Source organism: Burkholderia sp. Ax-1720, assembly GCF_011753035.1.
In the GTDB taxonomy this organism is placed as follows: domain Bacteria; phylum Pseudomonadota; class Gammaproteobacteria; order Burkholderiales; family Burkholderiaceae; genus Burkholderia; species Burkholderia gladioli.
Genome location: NZ_VWWK01000070.1, coordinates 13989 through 33653, shown reverse-complemented (window position 1 = coordinate 33653; position 19665 = coordinate 13989). Strand labels below are relative to the sequence as shown.

General features: G+C 69.6%; 17 protein-coding genes. 12 read left to right on the top strand and 5 right to left on the bottom strand.

What is annotated here, in order from left to right; all coding sequences use genetic code 11:
* Window positions 1–318: 318 nt before the first annotated feature.
* Together F3J18_RS20270 and F3J18_RS20265 are read right to left on the bottom strand one after the other, a co-directional pair.
* Window positions 319–867, bottom strand: a complete 549-nt coding sequence (locus F3J18_RS20270) for a hypothetical protein (protein ID WP_166913850.1) — start codon at window positions 865–867, stop codon at window positions 319–321.
* Window positions 868–925: 58 nt separating this feature from the next.
* Window positions 926–1753, bottom strand: a complete 828-nt coding sequence (locus F3J18_RS20265; protein ID WP_025096903.1) for a ferritin-like domain-containing protein — start codon at window positions 1751–1753, stop codon at window positions 926–928.
* A 555-nt stretch (window positions 1754–2308) separates the two neighbouring features.
* Here F3J18_RS20265 and F3J18_RS20260 point away from each other — a divergent pair.
* Window positions 2309–3091 (top strand): DeoR/GlpR family DNA-binding transcription regulator, encoded by a 783-nt coding sequence (locus F3J18_RS20260; RefSeq protein WP_013699316.1) that lies wholly within the window; start codon window positions 2309–2311, stop codon window positions 3089–3091.
* Between the two features lie 325 nt (window positions 3092–3416).
* Window positions 3417–3614, top strand: coding sequence for a phage tail assembly chaperone (locus tag F3J18_RS20255; RefSeq protein WP_013699317.1), 198 nt, complete (start codon window positions 3417–3419; stop codon window positions 3612–3614).
* A gap of 184 nt (window positions 3615–3798) precedes the next feature.
* On the opposite strand, the gene F3J18_RS20250 is transcribed toward F3J18_RS20255, so the two are convergent.
* Window positions 3799–4170 (bottom strand): hypothetical protein, encoded by a 372-nt coding sequence (locus tag F3J18_RS20250; protein WP_013699318.1) that lies wholly within the window; start codon window positions 4168–4170, stop codon window positions 3799–3801.
* 149 nt (window positions 4171–4319) lie between these two features.
* On the opposite strand from F3J18_RS20250, the gene glpD reads away from it, so the two are divergent.
* The 4 genes from glpD to F3J18_RS20230 all read left to right on the top strand — a co-directional run bounded on the left by glpD (window position 4320) and on the right by F3J18_RS20230 (window position 9323).
* Window positions 4320–5876, top strand: coding sequence for a glycerol-3-phosphate dehydrogenase (glpD, locus tag F3J18_RS20245; RefSeq protein ID WP_166913846.1), 1557 nt, complete (start codon window positions 4320–4322; stop codon window positions 5874–5876).
* Window positions 5877–6019: 143 nt separating this feature from the next.
* Window positions 6020–7522, top strand: coding sequence for a glycerol kinase GlpK (gene glpK / locus F3J18_RS20240; protein ID WP_025096900.1), 1503 nt, complete (start codon window positions 6020–6022; stop codon window positions 7520–7522).
* A gap of 134 nt (window positions 7523–7656) precedes the next feature.
* On the top strand, window positions 7657–8373 hold the full coding sequence (locus tag F3J18_RS20235) for an MIP/aquaporin family protein (protein ID WP_013699321.1): 717 nt from the start codon (window positions 7657–7659) through the stop codon (window positions 8371–8373).
* 263 nt (window positions 8374–8636) lie between these two features.
* The gene (locus F3J18_RS20230) at window positions 8637–9323 is read left to right on the top strand and encodes an HAD family hydrolase (RefSeq protein WP_025096899.1); all 687 of its coding nucleotides are present in this window, start codon (window positions 8637–8639) and stop codon (window positions 9321–9323) included.
* Between the two features lie 153 nt (window positions 9324–9476).
* Here the strand turns inward: F3J18_RS20230 and F3J18_RS20225 are convergent, their stop codons facing one another.
* On the bottom strand, window positions 9477–10154 hold the full coding sequence (locus F3J18_RS20225) for an XRE family transcriptional regulator (protein ID WP_025096898.1): 678 nt from the start codon (window positions 10152–10154) through the stop codon (window positions 9477–9479).
* 426 nt (window positions 10155–10580) lie between these two features.
* Here F3J18_RS20225 and miaB point away from each other — a divergent pair, with 426 nt between their 5' ends.
* The 6 genes from miaB (at window position 10581) to lnt (ending at window position 17583) form a co-directional block, all read left to right on the top strand.
* Window positions 10581–11954 (top strand): tRNA (N6-isopentenyl adenosine(37)-C2)-methylthiotransferase MiaB, encoded by a 1374-nt coding sequence (gene miaB / locus F3J18_RS20220; protein WP_166913844.1) that lies wholly within the window; start codon window positions 10581–10583, stop codon window positions 11952–11954.
* 34 nt (window positions 11955–11988) lie between these two features.
* On the top strand, window positions 11989–13053 hold the full coding sequence (locus tag F3J18_RS20215) for a PhoH family protein (protein ID WP_166913842.1): 1065 nt from the start codon (window positions 11989–11991) through the stop codon (window positions 13051–13053).
* Between the two features lie 250 nt (window positions 13054–13303).
* Window positions 13304–14113, top strand: a complete 810-nt coding sequence (gene ybeY / locus F3J18_RS20210) for an rRNA maturation RNase YbeY (RefSeq protein WP_025096895.1) — start codon at window positions 13304–13306, stop codon at window positions 14111–14113.
* Window positions 14114–14182: 69 nt separating this feature from the next.
* Complete coding sequence (locus F3J18_RS20205; protein ID WP_013699327.1) at window positions 14183–14815, top strand: gamma-glutamylcyclotransferase; 633 nt, start codon at window positions 14183–14185, stop codon at window positions 14813–14815.
* A gap of 223 nt (window positions 14816–15038) precedes the next feature.
* On the top strand, window positions 15039–15926 hold the full coding sequence (locus F3J18_RS20200) for a transporter associated domain-containing protein (RefSeq protein WP_166913839.1): 888 nt from the start codon (window positions 15039–15041) through the stop codon (window positions 15924–15926).
* Window positions 15927–15963: 37 nt separating this feature from the next.
* A complete protein-coding gene (gene lnt / locus F3J18_RS20195) occupies window positions 15964–17583 on the top strand; it encodes an apolipoprotein N-acyltransferase (RefSeq protein ID WP_166913837.1) in 1620 nt (539 codons plus the stop codon).
* A 136-nt stretch (window positions 17584–17719) separates the two neighbouring features.
* Here the strand turns inward: lnt and F3J18_RS20190 are convergent, their stop codons facing one another.
* Complete coding sequence (locus tag F3J18_RS20190) at window positions 17720–19372, bottom strand: tetratricopeptide repeat protein (protein ID WP_025096892.1); 1653 nt, start codon at window positions 19370–19372, stop codon at window positions 17720–17722.
* Between the last annotated feature and the right edge of the window lie 293 nt (window positions 19373–19665).

Below are 19665 nucleotides of genomic sequence, written 5' to 3'. Positions count from 1 at the left end.
AAGCCGGTCAAGGCCGGTGGTGGCGGCGGCGCTGCGACCGCGGCCAAGCCGCGTCCGGCAGGCGGCGGCCGACCGGGCGGTGGCCAGGGCGGCAACGGCGGCGGCAATGCCAATGCGGGGCACGCGAACCGCAACCGCTCCTCGCGCAGCGGCCAGCGCGGCCACTGAACGAAAAACGGGCGGTCCCCGCATGCGTCATGCAGGGACCGCCCGTTCTCGACCGGATTCGCTTCACCGGCGCGGCGGCGCGCGTCGCCGCGCCCTCACCCGCCATCGCGCGTTCGCGCGGTGCGTCTCAGCCCACGCTCCCCAATCAGTTCAGCCCGACAAGGCGGCCGCGATCAGGCGGATCTGCTCGATCTGGCGCGTCCAGCGCGCGAGCACGGCCTCGCGCTGGTCGTCCAGCTCGAACTCGATGCCCGAGGTGAGCCGCGCATAACCGACGCGCTGCGCGTCGCCGCCGGCCAGGCGCGCGCGGAAGCAGGCCAGCCCGGCCGCCGCGGTGCCGTCGTCGGCCGGGCGATCGCCCGTCACGCCGGCCGGCTCGACACGCAGCCGCGCCTGGTGGAAGGCGCCGTCGGCCACGAAGCTCAGCACCGCGGCGCGCTCCCTGGCCAGCAACTGCGCGCCGCGCGAACGCGGCCACAACGCGAGGAACAGCGTCTCGCCATCGGGCGCGTACAGCTCGCCGACGCTGAGCAGGGTGGTACGCGCGTCGACGGGCTCCGCCTCGCGATCGACCACGATCAGCGAGGCCGTGAAGCGCAGCTTGTCGCCGAGCGCCTCGCCGTCGAACAACGCGCGGCAGGCCGGCGACCAGCTATCGAAATTCCAGCGCTCGAGCGCGGCGCGATCGGTCGCGGTCATCATGGACTCCCCGGGAATGGAAAAGGCGCGCGCAGGACGCGCGCGCCGGACAGGCGGATCAACGGAAGAACACGTGCTGGGTCAGCTTGGTCAGCGGATACTGCACGCCGGGCTGGATCCGCGAAGGCAGGTCGAGCGGCTTGAGCAGCATCTTGATGCACATGTCGGCCGACAGGTTGCGGCGCACCAGCGCGTTGACGCGGGCCGCGCGCTCGCGGTTGTAGGCCGAGTCGCGCACCTTGTCGGGATAGCGGATCGCGAACACGTGGCGCAGCGCGATCTCCGAATCCTCGTTGCGGATCTCGAGCACGCGGCGCATCAGCGCGCCGAGCACGGCCCAGCGGCCATTGCCCTCGACCTCGTTGTACTTCTTGAAATACTTGAAGAAGTGCTTGTAGTGGCGCACTTCGTCGGTGCGGATGTTGTTGGTGATTTCCTTGAGCACCGGCTCGTCCGAGCACTCGTTGATCGCGCGATAGAGCGTGGCCGTGCCGGTCTCGACCACGCAGCGCGCCACCATCTCGAGCGCGCGCGTCTTCTCGAAGGCTTCCAGCGAGCAGGTCTTCGAGTATTCGTCGAAGAAGTTGTGGAAGGCGAGATCCCAGTCGAACTCGGGCCACACGTGGCCGATATAGGCCTTCAGCGCGCGGCCGTGCTGCAGTTCCTCGTGTTCCCACTGCTCGTTGAGCCAGGCCGCCACCTCGGGATCGTCGCCGAAGAACTGGCTCAGGTTGCTGGTGTAGAGATCGGAGCCGCTCTCAATGAACGAGGCCGCGCACAGCAGCAGCAGCAGGTCTTCGTTGGCGGCGGCCTTCGCGCGGTCGATCCGCGAGAGGTCGATGTCTTCGATGCGCCAGGGCATCACATGCTTGGTTTCAGCCAGCATCGTCGTGCTCCCAAGCGCTTCGTTCCGGCGGCGCGGCTTGCCCCAGGCTCAGCGGCGGATGCCTGGCGGCCTCGCGGCCCGCTCGGACGAAGCGGATATGAATGAAATTCGATCTGGATCCGCTTATGTTAGCCGGAAGTTCCCGAGCGTGCTTCAGTCACTGACCGCCCCGCACACGCGCAGTTCCTCGAAGTCTATTGCGCAATGTTAGACAGGTAATTCGAAAGTCGGCTGCAATTCAATTCGAATCTGCGAAGGCGCAAGACATCGGCATGGCTTCGCGCGGCTCGATGATCCGGCGGCCGCGCGAAGATGCGCCCACGCCGCCCGCCTGGCACCATGATGCGCGCATCATCGATACCCGCGCCGGCGCCGTGCGCAGAGCCCGGGAAGCCCGCCGCCAGGGGCTGCGTCCTCGCGCGACGGCACCCTCGCCCGGGGTGGACGGGAGGTCCCGCGCGGAGCCGGCGCACCGATCGATGTCGCGAAAACGAAATGTTCGTTCGCGCACATTGCTTACAATGGGAGCCCGTTTCCCCCGCTTTCGAACGAACCATGACGACACGAGACCCCCGCCTCTCGCTCAACGCGCGCCAGCAGGAGCTGCTCGACTGGGTGCAACGGGACGGCTTCGTGACGGTGGAGGACCTGGCCGCCCACTTCGACGTGACGCCGCAGACGATCCGCCGCGACGTCAACTGGCTGGCCGACCTGAACCTGCTGCGCCGATACCACGGCGGCGCGAGCCTGCCGACCAGCTCGGAGAACGTGTCCTACAGCGCCCGCCAGCGCATGTTCCACGACGAGAAACGGCGCATCGCGGCGCTCGCCGCCACGCACATCCCCGACCAGGCCTCGCTGTTCATCAACCTCGGCACCACCACCGAGGAAGTCGCGCGGGCCCTGAATCGCCATCGCGGCCTGCGCGTGATCACCAACAACCTCAACGTGGCCAGCATGATGAGCGGCTACCCCGAGTGCGAGGTGCTGATCACGGGCGGCATCGTGCGGCCCTGGGACAAGGGCATCGTCGGCGAGCTGGCGATCGACTTCATCCGCCAGTTCAAGGTCGACTACGCGATCATCGGCACCTCGGCGATCGAGACCGACGGCACCCTGCGCGACTTCGACACGCGCGAGGTGCGCGTGGCCGAGGCGATCATCCAGCACGCGCGCACCGTCTACCTGGTCACCGACCATTCCAAGTTCGGCCGCCCGGCCCTGGTGCGGCAGGGGCACCTGTCGCAGGTCCACGCGCTGTTCACCGACAAGGCGCCGCCCGAGGAAATGGGCGAGACCATCGCCGCCGCCGGCACCCAGGTCTACCTGGCCGACTGAGCGACATTGCGCGACCGGCCGGTCGGCCGATCCGACCGCCCGCGACTGCCTCGCAGCCCCGCCCCTTGCTGCGTCGCAGCGCGAACTTCAAGTGAAATCAAGAAGTTGCCGCGTCGCCTCGGCCGCTTGAATTGTGACGAATTGTCAATGGGAAAATTTTCGGGGTCGTATTTGGCGTTCCTTGCCCCGTTGACTACACTCCGAATCCCCGGCGCCCGTGTGCCGCGTGCGCCATGGTAAGCATGTCCCCCCACGCCTCCCTTGCTGGGTAACGCGTCCCGGACGTCGTCCGGCCGTGAGGCGTCTGGTTTGTCTGGAGAGAACGATGCTGAGTCCGCATGAATTCGCCACCCTGCTGCTCGTCAAGGACGCGCCGGATCAGGCCGAGATGGAACGCGACGAACTGGATGCGCTGCTCGAGCAGCAACTGGTACGCCTGGAAGCCCTCGGTTCGGGCCGTCGCTACTGCGTCACCGAAAGCGGCGACGCGGCGCTCCGATCGATCAAGGTACGTTATTCCTGAAGCGAACGACGAGCCCCGCCGGCTCGCGACCGCCGTCCCCGACGGCGGTCGTTTTCGTTTACGGGCACGAATCGAGGGACACGGGCAATGGGCAGGATACGGCGGTCCGGCGGCGCGGCTCCCGGCCTGACTGACGCCCGTCCCTGAGCCCGCCCCTGAATCCCTCGCTCGCCCCCACCCCGCCTCAACCGCCTCGCAAGGTCGGATCGACCTTCGAGCGCCAGCTGATCGCCTGCGCGCGCGCCGTGTTCAGGTAATCGATCCAGCCGGCCCGCGCCGCCGCGTCGGGCTGCGCGCCGAGCCCGGCATGGCGCGCGGCGATCTGTTTCGAAAACGCGCAGAACTGCGCATCGTCGAGCTTGCCGTGCCGCTTCGCGACCCAGGCGTCGTAGAGCGCGGCATAGACCGAGGCGCCGTCGGCACCGTAATCCTGCACCTCGCCGCAGGCGCGCTGCAGCGTGTCGAACGTCGGCTCGCCGCTCCAGCCGCCGGGCAGCGGCACGGTCGAACAGCCCGCCAGCAGCGCCAGCGCGCCCGCCACCATGACCTGACGCATGTTTCCTCCTCGTTGAAGACAATGCGCCAGTATCGTCCGGCTCGGCGACGCGCGCTACCGACCCTCTTAAACGAACTTTACTTTTTCGGTTTTGTTCATTAAATTTCGAATTCGAAAAATTTGAGTTCGACTAGAGACAGAGGGCAGCAGTGAGCGAACAGACTCGGTACGACGTGCTCGTGATCGGCGGCGGCATCAACGGCGCGGGCATCGCGCGCGACGCGGCCGGACGCGGCCTGTCCGTGCTCCTTTGCGAGCAGGACGACCTGGCCTCGCACACCTCCTCGTCCAGCACCAAGCTGATCCACGGCGGGCTGCGCTATCTCGAGTACAAGGAATTCGGGCTGGTCCGCAAGGCCCTGCAGGAGCGCGAAACGCTGCTGCGCGCCGCGCCCCACATCATCTGGCCGCTGCGCTTCGTCATGCCCCACATGCCGAACCTGCGCCCGGCCTGGCTGATCCGCATCGGCCTGTTCCTCTACGACCACCTCGCCAGGCGCGAACTGCTGCCGGGCTCGCGCGGCATCACCATGGCCCGCCACGCGGCCGGCGCGCCGCTGGTCGATTCGATCCGGCGCGGCTTCGTCTACTCGGACGGCTGGGTGGACGACGCGCGCCTGGTGGTGCTCAACGCGCTGGACGCGCGCGAACGCGGCGCCGAGATCCTGACACGCACGCGCCTGGTCGCCGCGCGCCGCGAGAACGGCGAATGGATCGCCACCCTGCAGCGCGCCGACGGCTCGAGCCGCGAGGTGCGCGCCCGCGCGATCGCCAACGCGGCCGGCCCCTGGGTCGGCTCGGTGCTGCACGGCGCGCTGGGCCGCGACGCGCGCCACAGCGTGCGGCTGGTGAAGGGCAGCCATATCGTCACGCGCCGCCTGTTCGATCACGACCACGCCTACATCTTCCAGAATCCCGACAAGCGGATCATCTTCGCGATCCCCTACGAGCAGGATTTCACGCTGATCGGCACCACCGACGTCGAGTATCACGACGATCCCTCGAAGGTGGCGATCGACCGCGACGAGACGCAGTATCTCTGCGACTCGATCAACCGCTACTTCAAGCAGAAGATCTCGCCGGCCGACGTGCGCTGGACCTATTCGGGCGTGCGCCCGCTGCTCGAGGACGAGAACGCCGACAACCCCTCGGCCGTCACGCGCGACTACAAGCTCGAGATGGACGACGGCCAGGGCGCGCCGCTGCTGTCGGTGTTCGGCGGCAAGATCACCACCTTCCGCAAGCTGGCCGAGGACGCGGCCGGCATGCTGGTCGAGGCGCTCGGCTCGGGCCGCGCGGCCTGGACCGCCGGCCAGCCGCTGCCGGGCGGCGATATCGCCAACGCGCGCTTCGCGCCCTTCGCCGAAGCCTTCGCGAAACGCCATGCCTGGCTGCCGGCCGCGCTGGCGCGCCGCTACGCGCGCGCCTACGGCACCCGCGCCGAACGCATCGTGGCCGGCGCCAGCTCGCTGGCCGGGCTGGGCGCGGAAATCGCACCGGGCATTCACGAAGCCGAACTGCGCCACCTGCGCGACAGCGAGTGGGCGACCCGCGCCGACGACGTGCTGTGGCGCCGCTCGAAGCTGGGCCTGCATGTCGCGCCGGGCACGCTGGAGACGGTCACCGCCGCGATCGACGCCTGGTTCGCGCAAGGCGGCGAGGCAGCCCCGGCGGCCGAGCCCGCCGCGCGACGCGTCGCGCACTGACGGCCCGAACGGTAACCAGACGAAGACGTTGCACCGAAGGTAGAAACGCGCGGCAGGCCGCAAGCCGCGCGGGATCGAGAGCAGCACGCGCCGCCGCGAAGGCCGCGCGAATCACAATTACGTACCGAATGGAGATGAGACAGATGCAGGATCAATACATCCTCGCACTCGACCAGGGCACGACGAGCTCGCGCGCGATGCTGTTCGATCGCCAGGGCAACATCGTATCGATCGCCCAGAAGGAGTTCGAGCAGATCTATCCTCGCCCGGGCTGGGTGGAGCACGATCCCCAGGAAATCTGGTCGACCCAGGCCGGCGTCGCCGCCGAGGCGGTCACGCGCGTGGGCCTGAACGGCACCGCGATCGCCGCGATCGGCATCACCAACCAGCGCGAGACCACCATCGTCTGGGATCGCGAGACCGGCCAGCCGATCTACAACGCGATCGTGTGGCAGGACCGCCGCACCGCCGACTTCTGCGACTCGCTCAAGGCCGACGGCCTGGAAGCGATGGTGCGCGCCAAGACCGGCCTGCCGATCGACTCCTACTTCTCCGGTACCAAGATCCGCTGGATCCTCGACAACGTCGAGGGCGCGCGCGAGAAGGCGCGCCAGGGCCGGCTCGCGTTCGGCACGGTCGACAGCTGGCTGGTCTGGAACTTCACCAAGCACGAGCTGCACGTCACCGACGTGACCAACGCCTCGCGCACCATGCTGTTCAACATCCACACGCGCCAGTGGGACGACGAGCTGCTGGCCGCGCTCGACATCCCGCGCAGCATGCTGCCCGAGGTGCGCGCCTCCTCCGAGATCTACGGCCACACCAAGACCACCGTGTTCGCCTCCAAGCTGCCGCTGGCCGGCATCGCGGGCGACCAGCAGGCGGCCCTGTTCGGCCAGATGTGCACCAGCTCGGGGATGGTGAAGAACACCTACGGCACCGGCTGCTTCCTGATGATGAACACCGGCGACAAGCCGATCGAGTCGAAGAACAACCTGGTGACCACCATCGCCTGGCAGGTCGGCGACCAGGTGAACTACGCGCTGGAAGGCAGCATCTTCATCGCCGGCGCGGTGGTGCAATGGCTGCGCGACGGTCTGGGCATCATCAAGTCGGCCAGCGAGATCGAGAAGCTGGCGGCCAGCGTGCCGCATACCGACGGCGTCTACCTGGTGCCGGCCTTCGCCGGCCTGGGCGCGCCGCACTGGAACGCGCGCGCGCGCGGCTCGCTGTTCGGCGTCACGCGCGGCACCAGCGACGCGCACCTGGCGCGCGCGGCGCTCGACTCGATCGCCTACCAGTCGCTCGACGTGCTGGCGGCGATGGAAGCCGATTCGGGCATCAGCATCGGCGAGCTGCGGGTGGACGGCGGCGCCAGCGCCAACAACCTGCTGATGCAGTTCCAGGCGGACCTGCTCGGCGTGGACGCGGTGCGTCCGCAGATCACCGAGACCACCGCGCTCGGCGCGGCCTACCTGGCGGGCCTGGCGATCGGCTACTGGCAGAACCTCGACGAGGTGCGCAGCCAATGGCAGCTCGACACGCGCTTCTCGCCGTCGATGCCGGCCGAGCAGGTCAGCACGGCGCTGGCCGGCTGGCAGCGCGCGGTACGCGCCGCCAAGGCCTGGGCCGACGACACGCGCTAAACGACGCGCCGCGGCGCCGCGTGACGAGGCAGCCGCCTCGCGCGCGGCGGCCGGCAACAACAAGACCTTATTCATAACGAGCAGGCGGACCGTGCATCGCGCGAGTCCGCCGCACTGGTAGAGAGACACCCAAAATGTCACCTTATATTGCGGAGTTCATCGGCACGGCCATCCTCGTGCTGCTCGGCAACGGCGCGGTCGCCAACGTGCTCCTCGCGAAAACCAAGGGCCGCGGCGCGGACCTGATCGTGATCGTGATGGGCTGGGCGATGGCCGTGTTCGTGGCCGTCTACGTCACCGCGAAGTTCAGCGGCGCGCACCTCAACCCGATCGTCACCATCAGCCTCGCGCTGGCGGGCAAGTTCGCCTGGGCCAAGGTGGGCGGCTACATCGCCGCGCAGATGCTGGGCGGCATGGCCGGCGCGCTGCTGGTCTGGCTCGCCTATCGACAGCATTTCGCCAAGGAAGTCGACCCCGATCTCAAGCTCGCCGTGTTCTGCACCGCGCCCGCGATCCGCAGCGTCACGCACAACGTGCTGACCGAGGCGATCTGCACCTTCGTGCTGATCCTCGGCGTGCTCTACCTGGCCGCGCCGCAGGTCGGGCTCGGCGCGCTCGACGCGCTGCCGGTGGGGCTGCTGGTGCTCGGCATCGGCATCTCGCTGGGCGGGCCGACCGGTTACGCGATGAGCCCGGCGCGCGATCTGTCGCCGCGCATCATGCACGCGCTGCTGCCGATCCCGGGCAAGCGCGACAGCGACTGGCGCTATGCCTGGATCCCCGTGCTGGGGCCGCTGGCGGGGGGCGCCGCGGCGGCCTGGCTGTACCTGTTCCTGCACCAGGCGCATTGAGGCCGGGGCATGACGCAGCGCGCGGCTCGCGCGCTGCGTCATCGCCTCGGGCGGATCGTGCAGGCGCCTGCATCCCGCCCGTTCGCGCATCGATCGCGAGCCGGCTTCCACGCCTCGCGATGCGAGCCGCTGACTCGTCCGGCGCAACAATCGCATAACAAAAAGTCGACGGCGTGATGAATCGCGCCTGACGTCCTGCCGGCGATTCGAAAGCACGTATGATGGCGAGTCGTCACCCTAGCGTAGGCTTCGTGCCGATTTCCATGCTCGACCACCTGATCTGCGACTGCGACGGCGTGCTCGTCGACAGCGAAGTGATTGCCGACCGCGTGCTGCTGCAGGTGCTCGGCGCCGCGTTCCCGTCGATCGACTTCGCCGCCGACGCGGCGGCCGCCTTCGGCCAGCGCACCTCCCTGTTCCTCGCCTCGCTCGAGGCCCGGCACGGCATCACCCTGCCCGAGAATTTCGTCGCCACCGTCGATCACGCCGTCGAGGCCGAGCTGGCGCGCGCGCTCGCGCCGATCACCGGCGTGCGCGAGGCGCTGCTGCAGGTGCCGCTGCCGGCGGCGGTGGTCTCGAACGCGCGCGGCGAACGCGTGCGCAATTCGCTCAAGCGCGCCGCGCTGAGCGAAGTGTTCGGCGAGCGCGTGTATTGCGCCGAGCAGGTCGCGCGGCCCAAGCCCTATCCCGATGTCTACCTGCACGCGGCGCGCGCGCTCGGCGTCGAGCCCTCGCGCTGCCTGGTGGTGGAGGACAGCGTCTCGGGGCTGACCGCCGCGCGCGCGGCCGGCATGAAGACGATCGCCTTCGTCGGCGCGAGCCACATCCCCGACGGTTACGAAGGCGTGCTGCGCAAGATGGGCGTCACGCGCATCCTGCGCTCGATGCGGGAGCTGCCGGCGCTGGTCGCGGCCGGCATGCGCGGCGAATTCGGCGACGTGCAGTCCTAGGCGCGATACCTTGATCGGCCGGAATGCAAAGCGGCGCGATACGACAGGCATCACCTGTCGCATCGCGCCGTTTTCGTTGGCAGGCCCAGGGAGCCGGCGAGCGCCGATGGTTGCGCGTGCAACCGCTCGTCGCGGTTCGGCGGCCGAAGCCGTTCACTGCGTCGGCAGATCCCAGCGCGGCGGCACCTCGGCGTTGACGGTCACGCGGAACGCGCGCGCTTCCGAATCGCCGGGATTGCGCAGCGTGTAGGGCTGGTCGGCATCGAACACGATCGCGTCGCCGGTCGCCAGCAACTGGCGGCGGTCGTGCACCGACAGCTCGAGCGTGCCCTCGCTGACCACCAGGTTGATGGTGGTGCCCGGCGCGCGGCGCACGCCGGTTTCGGTATGCAGCGGCGCGATGCGCAACTCGTGGAATTCGGCCGTGGCGGGCTCGCCTTCCGGATACAGCGCGCGCGACGAAAAGCGGCCGTTGGAGGCCACCACGCGCACCGCGCGCTCGGCCGGCAGGTGCTCGAAGCCGAGCACCGCGTGGCGCCGCAGGAAGGCGGCCACCGAGACCTTCAGCGCCGCCGCGACCTTGCAGAGCACCTTGATCGACGGCACGCTGCGCGCCGATTCGATCTGCGCGAGCATCGCGCGCGATACGCCGGACAGGCGCGCCAGCGCGTCCAGCGAGAGCTGGCGCTCGGCGCGCAGCCGGGCCAGGTTGACGCCGACCAGACGCTCCAGCGCGTCGAAGGATTCGTGCGGCGCCGCGGCCAGCGCCGCGACGGCGGCGGCGGAATCCGCGGCTTCGCGGTCGCGCACCAGCGCGAGGGATGTGTGCATGGGTAGCCTCCAGCGCGCCGGATGCGCGCAGCGAACTCGATTGCAGGCAAGACTAGCATCGGGGTCCGGGGCGGCAAACGAAGTTATCTTCACACTGTTATCAGCATCGCAGAGGAATCTTCAGCGATCTTCATGGCAGCGCCGCGCCGCGAACCGCCGCGCCGTCAAAGGGTCGAATCCGATGATTTCCCGTGGAGTTCCCATGTCGCGACGGCGCAACCGGCGGGCGCGAGCCGGCTCGCCGCCGGCGGCGATCCGGAATTCGCAAAGCTATAATGGAAAGCTTTCCCCGACGGTCCCCATCCCGCCCCGCTGCCGCATGCCGGCCAGGCGCCGGCGACGCAAGGCGCGACGCGCCCCGGGCCGACCGTCCCGATTCACCCGCAATGACGCCCCCAGGTCAACCACTGCGAACGGCGAACCCAGATGACGAAAAAAATCTACATCAAGACCTTCGGCTGCCAGATGAACGAGTACGACTCGGACAAGATGGTGGACGTGCTCAATGCCTCCGAAGGCCTCGTGAAGACGGACCGGCCCGAGGACGCGGACGTGATCCTGTTCAATACCTGCTCGGTGCGCGAGAAGGCGCAGGAGAAGGTGTTCTCCGATCTCGGCCGGGTACGCGAACTGAAGGAAGCGAATCCGAACCTGATCGTCGGCGTGGGCGGTTGCGTGGCGAGCCAGGAAGGCGCGGCGATCGTCGCGCGGGCGCCCTACGTGGACGTGGTGTTCGGCCCGCAGACGCTGCACCGCCTGCCGCAGATGATCGACGCGCGCCGCGCCAGCGGCCGCTCGCAGGTCGACATCAGCTTCCCCGAGATCGAGAAGTTCGACCACCTGCCGCCGGCCCGCGTCGAGGGCCCGAGCGCCTTCGTGTCGATCATGGAAGGCTGCAGCAAGTACTGCAGCTACTGCGTGGTGCCCTACACGCGCGGCGACGAGGTCTCGCGCCCGCTCGACGACGTGCTCACCGAGATCGCCGGCCTCGCCGACCAGGGCGTGCGCGAGGTGACCCTGCTGGGCCAGAACGTCAACGCCTATCGCGGCGCGCTGACCCAGGGCTCGGAGGAAATCGCCGACTTCGCCACCCTGATCGAATACGTGGCCGAGCTGCCCGGCATCGAGCGGATCCGCTACACCACCTCGCATCCGAAGGAATTCACCCAGCGCCTGCTCGACGTCTACGCGCGCGTGCCCAAGCTGGTGAACCACCTGCACCTGCCGGTCCAACACGGCTCGGACCGCATCCTGATGGCCATGAAGCGCGGCTACACGGTGCTCGAGTACAAGTCGCTGATCCGCAAGCTGCGCGCGATCCGTCCCGATCTGTCGCTGTCGACCGACATCATCATCGGCTTCCCCGGCGAGACCGAGGCCGATTTCGACAAGACCATGCAACTGGTGCACGAGATGAGCTACGACACCAGCTTCTCGTTCATCTACAGCCCGCGCCCCGGCACGCCGGCGGCCAACCTGCACGACGACACGCCGCGCGAGGTCAAGCTCAAACGCCTGCAACATCTGCAGGCCACCATCGAGGAGAACGTCGCGCGCATCAGCGCGTCGATGGTCGGCCGGATCGAGCGGATCCTGGTGGAAGGCCCGTCGCGCAAGGATCCGAACGAGCTGGCGGGACGCACCGAGAACAACCGCGTGGTCAACTTCCCCGCGCCGCTCGCCTCGCATGCGCGCCTGATCGGCCAGATGATCGACGTGCGGATCAACCACGCCTACCCGCATTCGCTGCGCGGCGAGCTGGTGCTCGCGCACGACGACGCCAGCACCGCCACCCACTGACACCGAGCGCCCAGCGCAGGAAGCCCACGCCACCTTGAAAGCCACCCAAGCCCTGGAATTCACCGCGCCGCGCGACGACAACGCGCGCCTCGCCAACCTCTGCGGACCGCTGGACGAGAACCTGCGGCAGATCGAGCAGGCGCTCGACGTGACGCTGCAGCGCCGCGGCCACCGGATCGCGATCCGCGGCCGCGGCGCCAAGCTCGCGCTGGCCGCGCTGGAGAACTTCTACAACCGCGCGCGCGATCCGCTCTCGCTCGACGACATCCAGCTCGCCCTGGTCGAGACGCGCCAGCTCGGCAACGGCGCGCGGGGCGCATCGGCCGAGCCGACGCTCGACGTGCGCTTTCGCGGCGACCCCGACCATCCCTTCGACCAGCCCGGCGCGGCCGAGGGCGAGGCCGGCGCGGCACTCGACGAGGAGCCGGCGCCCAAGCTCTACACGCGCCGCTCGGACCTGCGCGGGCGCACCCCGGCGCAGCGCGAGTACCTCAAGCAGATCCTCTCGCACGACGTGACCTTCGGCATCGGGCCGGCCGGCACCGGCAAGACCTACCTGGCGGTGGCCTGCGCGGTGGACGCGCTGGAGCGCGACCAGGTCAAGCGCATCGTGCTGACGCGCCCGGCCGTGGAAGCCGGCGAGCGGCTCGGCTTCCTGCCGGGCGACCTGTCGCAGAAGGTGGACCCCTACCTGCGCCCGCTCTACGACGCGCTCTACGACCTGCTCGGCTTCGACAAGACCGCCAAGATGTTCGAGCGCCAGATGATCGAGATCGCGCCGCTCGCCTACATGCGCGGCCGCACCCTGAACCACGCCTTCATCATCCTCGACGAGGCGCAGAACACCACGCCCGAGCAGATGAAGATGTTCCTGACCCGGATCGGCTTCGGCTCGAAGGCCGTGGTCACCGGCGACACCACCCAGGTCGACCTGCCGCGCGGCCACAAGAGCGGGCTGATCGAGGCACAGCAGGTGCTCGGCCAGGTGCGCGGCATCGCGCTCACGCGCTTCACCAGCGCCGACGTGGTGCGGCATCCGCTGGTCGCGCGGATCGTCGAGGCCTACGACGACTTCCACGCCCAGCACAAGGACGACTGAGCGAGCGGCGCGGCCGGACAAGGCCGCGCCGGGCCCGCATCTGGAGACGGCCTGCCGCGCGGCAGGCCGTCGCATTTCGTCACGCCGACGCCCCTCGGCGAGCCCCGCCCGATCGGCGCCGAGGCCCGCCGGGCCGGGCCGCCGAGGCGGCGCGCGAGGGCCGCGCCAGTCGCCGCGCAAGGCGTTTCCGGCGAACGAAACGGCTGGCCGTTTGGTGTATGCTCAGGCGATTCCGTTCCACGCCGCCAACATGAAATCCTCCCGCTCCCACAAGTCCCGCAAGCCTGACCAGGCCGCCGCCCCGAGCGCGCCGCGCGTATCGCTGTTCGACGCCCGCGGCAAGGTCAAGTCGGTCGAGACGCAAGGCCTGCGCATCGATTTTCCCGACGGCCGCGCGCTGATGTTCGACCTGTCGGGCGCCTCGGGCGAAGCCTCGATCGCGATCGTCGCGCAGCATGCCGATGCCGGCCAGCGCGTCACTCTGACCCTGCGCCCGGAGCACTACGACAGCCTGACGCTGTCGGTCGGCGCCGAGCCCTCGCCCGAGGTCGGCACCGCGCTGGCCGCCGAGCCTGCCGCCGGCTCCGACACCGAGCCCGCCGGCGAGCCCGAGCTCGAGCTGGTGGTGCAATACGGCGACGAGATCGCCGCCTCGCAGCGCAAGAAGCTGCCCAAGCCCAAGCTGATCGCCGAATGGCTGTCCACCGCGCTGTTCTCCGATGCGCAACTGACGGTGCGCTTCGTCGGCGAGAAGGAAGGCCGCGAGCTGAACGGCGGCTATCGCAAGAAGGACTACCCCACCAACGTGCTGACCTTCGCCTACGACCAGGCGCCCGACGGCACCACCATCGGCGATCTCGTGCTGTGCTGCCCGGTGGTCGAGAAGGAGGCCGGCGAGCAGGACAAGCCGCTGGTGGCCCACTACGCGCACCTGCTGGTGCACGGCGCGCTGCACGCGCAGGGGTATGATCACGAGCGCGGCGAGGAAGACGCCGCCGAGATGGAAGCGCTCGAGATCGACATCCTCGCCAAGCTCGGTTTCCCGAACCCCTATCTGTAAGGCCCGGGTCCGTCGCGCCATCCGTTCCTTCCCCGATCAACCCGAGCCGCCTGCGGCCGCCAGGATTCCGTGAGCACCCCGATTCCCGCCTCCAACGCCTACCCGCCCCCAATCGGCAGCGGCCGGCTGCTCAGCGAGGACGAACTCGCCAGCTCGCTGGACGCGAGCCTCGCCGACTGGGATCGCCGCGCCGATCTCTGGCTGTTCGGTTATGGCTCGCTGATCTGGAACCCGGGGCTGCCGACCGTCGAGAAGGTGCATGGCCGCGTGCACGGCTACCATCGCGGGCTCTACCTGTGGTCGCGCGTGAACCGCGGCACGCCGGAACGGCCCGGCCTGGTGCTGGCGCTCGATCGCGGCGGCTCCTGCAGCGGCGTGGCGTTCCGGATCGCCGGCTCCAGCGCGATGCCGCATCTCGAAACGCTCTGGAAGCGCGAGATGCCGATGGGCTCGTACCGGCCCGCCTGGCTGCCCTGCACGCTGAGCACCGGCCAGCGCGTGCGGGCGCTGGCCTTCGTGATGCGCCGCGAGGCGCCCACCTATACCGGCAAGCTGTCCGACGAGGTGTTCCGCGCCGTGTTCGGCTCCGCCGAGGGCCGCTACGGCACCACCCTCGACTACGTGACGCGCACCGTCGCCGCGCTGCGCGAGAGCGGGATCCCCGATCGCGCGCTGGAAGCGCTGCTGGCGCGCTGCGCCTGAACCCGGCCGGCCGCGCCGCCGCGCCGTTCATTTCGTTCGCGGCGCCCGCGAAGCGCGATTTTTGGCCCGCCTTGGGCCCGCGCCGATTCCGGGTTAGGATGGGCCCAGCGTCGCCGGGCCGGCCGCCGCGTCCGCCATCCGGCCGACACGGCAGCGCCACGCCCTTGGTGTATCCTTCCCAACTCCGTGACAACGCGCCCACGCACCTGCCGGGCGCACCACCATGAACGATTCGTATCCCAGTCGAAAGTCCACCGACAAACCTCCCGAAAAGCGCTCGCTGCTCGAACGCCTGACCGACTTCATCTCGCCCGAGCCCGAATCGCGCGGCGAGCTGCTCGAAATCCTGCAAGACGCGCACGAGCGCAACCTGATCGACGCCGATTCGCTCTCGATGATCGAGGGCGTGTTCCAGGTTTCCGACCTCTGCGCGCGCGACATCATGGTGCCCCGCGCCCAGATGGACGCGATCAACATCGCCGACAAGCCCGAGGATTTCATCCCCTTCGTGCTCGAGAAGGCCCACTCGCGCTACCCCGTCTACGAAGAGAACCGTGACAACGTGATCGGCGTGCTGCTCGCGAAGGACCTGCTGCGCTTCTACGCCGAAGAGGAATTCGATGTGCGCGGCATGCTGCGCCCGGCCGTGTTCATCCCGGAGTCGAAGCGCCTGAACGTGCTGCTGCACGACTTCCGCGTGAACCGCAACCACCTCGCGATCGTGGTGGACGAATACGGCGGCGTGGCCGGCCTGATCACCATCGAGGACGTGCTGGAGCAGATCGTCGGCGACATCGAGGACGAATACGACTTCGACGAGGAAGCCGGCAATATCATCTCGGCGCCGGACGGCCGCTACCGCGTGCGCGCGCTCACCGAGATCGCCCAGTTCAACGAGACGTTCGGCACCGATTTCCCCGACGACGAGGTCGATACCATCGGCGGGCTGATCACCCACCATTTCGGCCGGGTCCCGCATCGCGGCGAGAAGCTGCGGCTGGGCAAGCTGATCTTCGAGATCCAGCGCGGCGACGCGCGTCAGATCCACGTGCTGCTGGTGCGCCGCGACCCGCTCGCCGGCCGCCGCGGCGAATCGGCCGGCGACGACTGATCGTCCGGCCTCCCTCAACGCTCCACCCTTCGACCACATGGCCGAATCGTTCCCGACCCGCGCGCGGCGCGGCGCCACCTTCGCCTCGGGCGGCTCCGGCGGCCGCGCGCTGCCCGGCTGGCATTTCCCCGCCGCGCTGCTCGCCGGCGCGGCCAATACCCTCAGCTTCGCCCCCACTCCACACGGCGGCTGGCTCCAGTTGCTGGTGTTCGTCTGGTTCTTCGCCCAGCTCGCGCGCTGCGGCACGCGCTGGCAGGCCACGCTGACCGGCGCCGCCTTCGGCTTCGGCAATTTCCTGTCCGGCATCTGGTGGCTGTACATCAGCATGCACGTGTATGGCGAGATGGCCGCCTGGATCGCGGGCGGCGCGCTGGTGCTGTTCTGCCTGTACCTGGCGGTCTATCCGGCGCTGTCCGCGCTGGCCTGGGCGCTGGCTTCGGGCAAGCGCGCCGGGCGCGCGTTCGCGCCGAGCTGGCACGGCGCCTTGGCGTTCGCGAGCGCCTGGGCGATCGGCGAATGGGCGCGCGGCACGGTGTTTACCGGCTTCCCGTGGCTGGCCAGCGGTTATCCGCAGGTGGACGGGCCGTTCGCCGGCTATGCGCCGCTCGTCGGTGTCTACGGGATCGGCTGGGTGCTGGCGCTGTTCGCGGCGCTGGTGGTCAATGCGGTGGTGCGTGCCAGTAAAGGACGTGGCGGCGCGCTCGCGCCGGCCACGCTGGCCGCCGCGCTGGTGGCCGCCGGCCTGCTGCTGCCGCTGGTGCCCTGGACCCAGCCCGAGAACCAGCCGCTGCGGGTGCGCCTGCTGCAGGGCAACGTCAAGCAGGACGTCAAGTTCGAGCAGGCCGGCATCGACGCGGCGATCAAGATGTACACCACGATGATCACCGAGAAGCCCGCGGACCTGGTGGTCACGCCCGAGACGGCGATCGCGGTGATGATCCAGGACATTCCGCTGCCCTTCGCCAAGGCGGTGCGCAGCTTCGTCGACAAGACCGGCACCTCGGTGCTGTTCGGCGCGGTGGGTGACAAGGTGCTGCCCGACGGCAGCCTGACCGACTACACCAACAGCCTGTATGGCGTGACGCCGGGCTCGACCGACATCTATCACTACGACAAGCACCACCTGGTGCCCTTCGGCGAGTTCATCCCCTGGGGCTTCCACTGGTTCGTCAGGCTGATGAAGATGCCGCTGGGCGACTTCGCGCGCGGCGCGCCGGTGCAGGCGCCGTTCCTGGTGCACAACCAGCCGGTGATGGCCGACATCTGCTACGAGGACATCTTCGGCGAGGAGATCGCCGCCACGGTGCGCGACAACGCGCCCTCGCCGGGCATCCTGGTCAATGTCACCAACCTCGCCTGGTTCGGCGACACCATCGCGCTCGACCAGCATCTGCAGATCGCGCGCATGCGCTCGCTCGAAACCGGCCGGCCAATGCTGCGCGCCACCAATACCGGCATGACCGCCGCGATCGACGCGCACGGCCGCGTGATCGGGCGTCTCAAGCCCTTCACGCTGGGCTCGCTCGACGTGACCGTCGAGGGCACCCAGGGCATCACGCCCTTCGTCGCCAGCGGCAATGCGATCGTGCTCGCGCTCGCCCTGGTGCTGCTCGGCTTCGCGCTGCTGGCCGGCCCGCGCCTGCGCCGGCGCGGCTGAGCGCGGGATTGACCGGCGCCGCTCGCGCGGCGCCGGTTCGCTTACCGGTCCTGATTCGCTGATCGCCCCGGACCCGGCCTTCTCGTCTTCCCTCGCCTCCCCTCGCTTGCCTGCCCGCCCCGGCGCGCAGCGCGCCTTACCAGGCGCCGTCCGCGCCAGCCAGCGCTCGCAGGTCCCGCGCGACCGCCTCGAGCACCGGCGTCCATTGCATGAAGGCCGCTTGCCGGTACAGCGTCGCCGAGGGATAGAGCGGGCTGTCGCGGCGCTCGTGCTGCCAGACCCAATGCGGATTGACGTCGAGCAGCACCCAGCTCGCCTGGCCCAGCGCGCCGCTCAGATGGGCGATCGAGGTGCAGACCGTGATCACCAGGTCCAGCGCGCCGAGATAGGCGGCGGTGTCGTCGAAGCTGCGCCATTCGGCCGAATGATCGACGATCGGCAGGCCCGCGGCGCGCGCCGCCTCGACCTCGGCACCGAGCCCCGGCTGCAGCGAATGGAAGCTCACGCCCTCGATGCCGGCGAAGGCCGCCGCGTAGCGATCGAGGCCCACGCGCCGGAACGGATTGCGCTGATGGCCGGCGCTGCCGGTCCAGGCCAGCCCGACCCGCAGGCGCTCGCCGGGCCGCGCCTCGGCCGCGAAGCGCGCACGCCAGGCGTCGCGCGCGGCCGTGTCGGCGCGCAGGTAGGGCACGCTCGCGCCGCTGGCCGCGTCGGGCAGGCCGAGCTGCCAGGGCACGCTGCCGATCGGCAGTTGGTAGTCGGCGGCGGGCAGGCGATCGAGCGAGACGTCGCTCGAATAGAGATCGACATGCGCGCCGAGGCTGCGCGACAGCAGCTCACCCATTTGCGGGAAGGAATTCCAGGCCAGCCGGCCGCCCTCGCGGTGCACGTGCTCGGCCAGCAGCGGAATCGCGCGGCAAAACTGCAGCAGGTCGCCCATGCCCTGCTCGCCCCACACCAGCAAGGTCTTGCCGGCCAGCGGCTCGCCGCGCCAGCGCGGCGCGTTCAGCGCGGGATGGCCGCCGCGCAGCTCGCTCGAGCCCTGCCAGCGCGCCTCGTGGCCCAGCCACCCGTCGGCGAAGTTGCCGCGCGCGAGTTCGATGATGGCCAGGTTGAAACGGAACGAGGCGTCGTCGGGCGACAGCGCCAGCGCGCGGCGCGCGCAGCGCTCGGCCTCGTCCCAGCGCTGCGCTTCCTTGTAGGCGCAGGAGGCATTGTTCTGCGCCAGCGCGCTGTCGGGGGCCAGCGCCAGCGCTCGCTCGGCCGCCGCGATCGAGCGCGCCAGGTCGTAGCGGGCCCGGTAGGCGACCACCAGGTTGATCCAGGCCTGCTCGTCGCGCGCATTGGCGGCCACGGCCTGCTCCAGCAGCGCCAGTTCCTCGGCCGGGTCGCCGCCCGAGATCCGCACCGCGATCGCCAGGTTGTTGCGCAGCGAAGGCCAATCGGGCGCGAGTTCCAGCGCGCGCCGGTACGGCGCGATCGCCTCGGCGTGGCGGCCGCCCATCTGCAACGCGTAACCACAGTTGAAGGCGAGCGCGGCCACCTCGGGCTCGACGCGCCACAGGCAGCTCGCGAATTCGGCCGCGTCGCCGTAGCGCTGGTGTTCGAGCAGGGTCACGGTGAGCCGCGCGAGCGCCTCGTAGTCGAGCGAATGCAGCCGCGAGGCGGCGTCGAGCCATGACGCGCGCGCCTCGGCGCGGCCGGCCTCGCCGGCGGCCGCGGCCTCGCTCAGGAATTCGAGCAGCGGCGGGTAGAAGGGGAACTGCGGGTCGACGGGCGTTCTGAACATGAGCGGCGGCGGTCCGTGGGTCGGCTGGGCGGATGCGGCATCTTACCGTGCGCTTCGCGATTCGCACGCCACGCGGGCGGTACGTGCGGGCGTGGCCGGTGCCGCGCATGCGGCGCTCGATACAGGCCACGACGAAGAGCGGCGCCCTCTCCCGGGCGCGCGGCCGCTGCCTCTCGACGCCACCGCGAACCCGGCGCGCGACGCGCCGGGGGTGCCGTCGAATCCCCCTGCGCCGGCCCGCAATCGGCTTGCAATCGGCCCGCAATCGGCGCGCCCGCCGCCGCGCGCGGGCG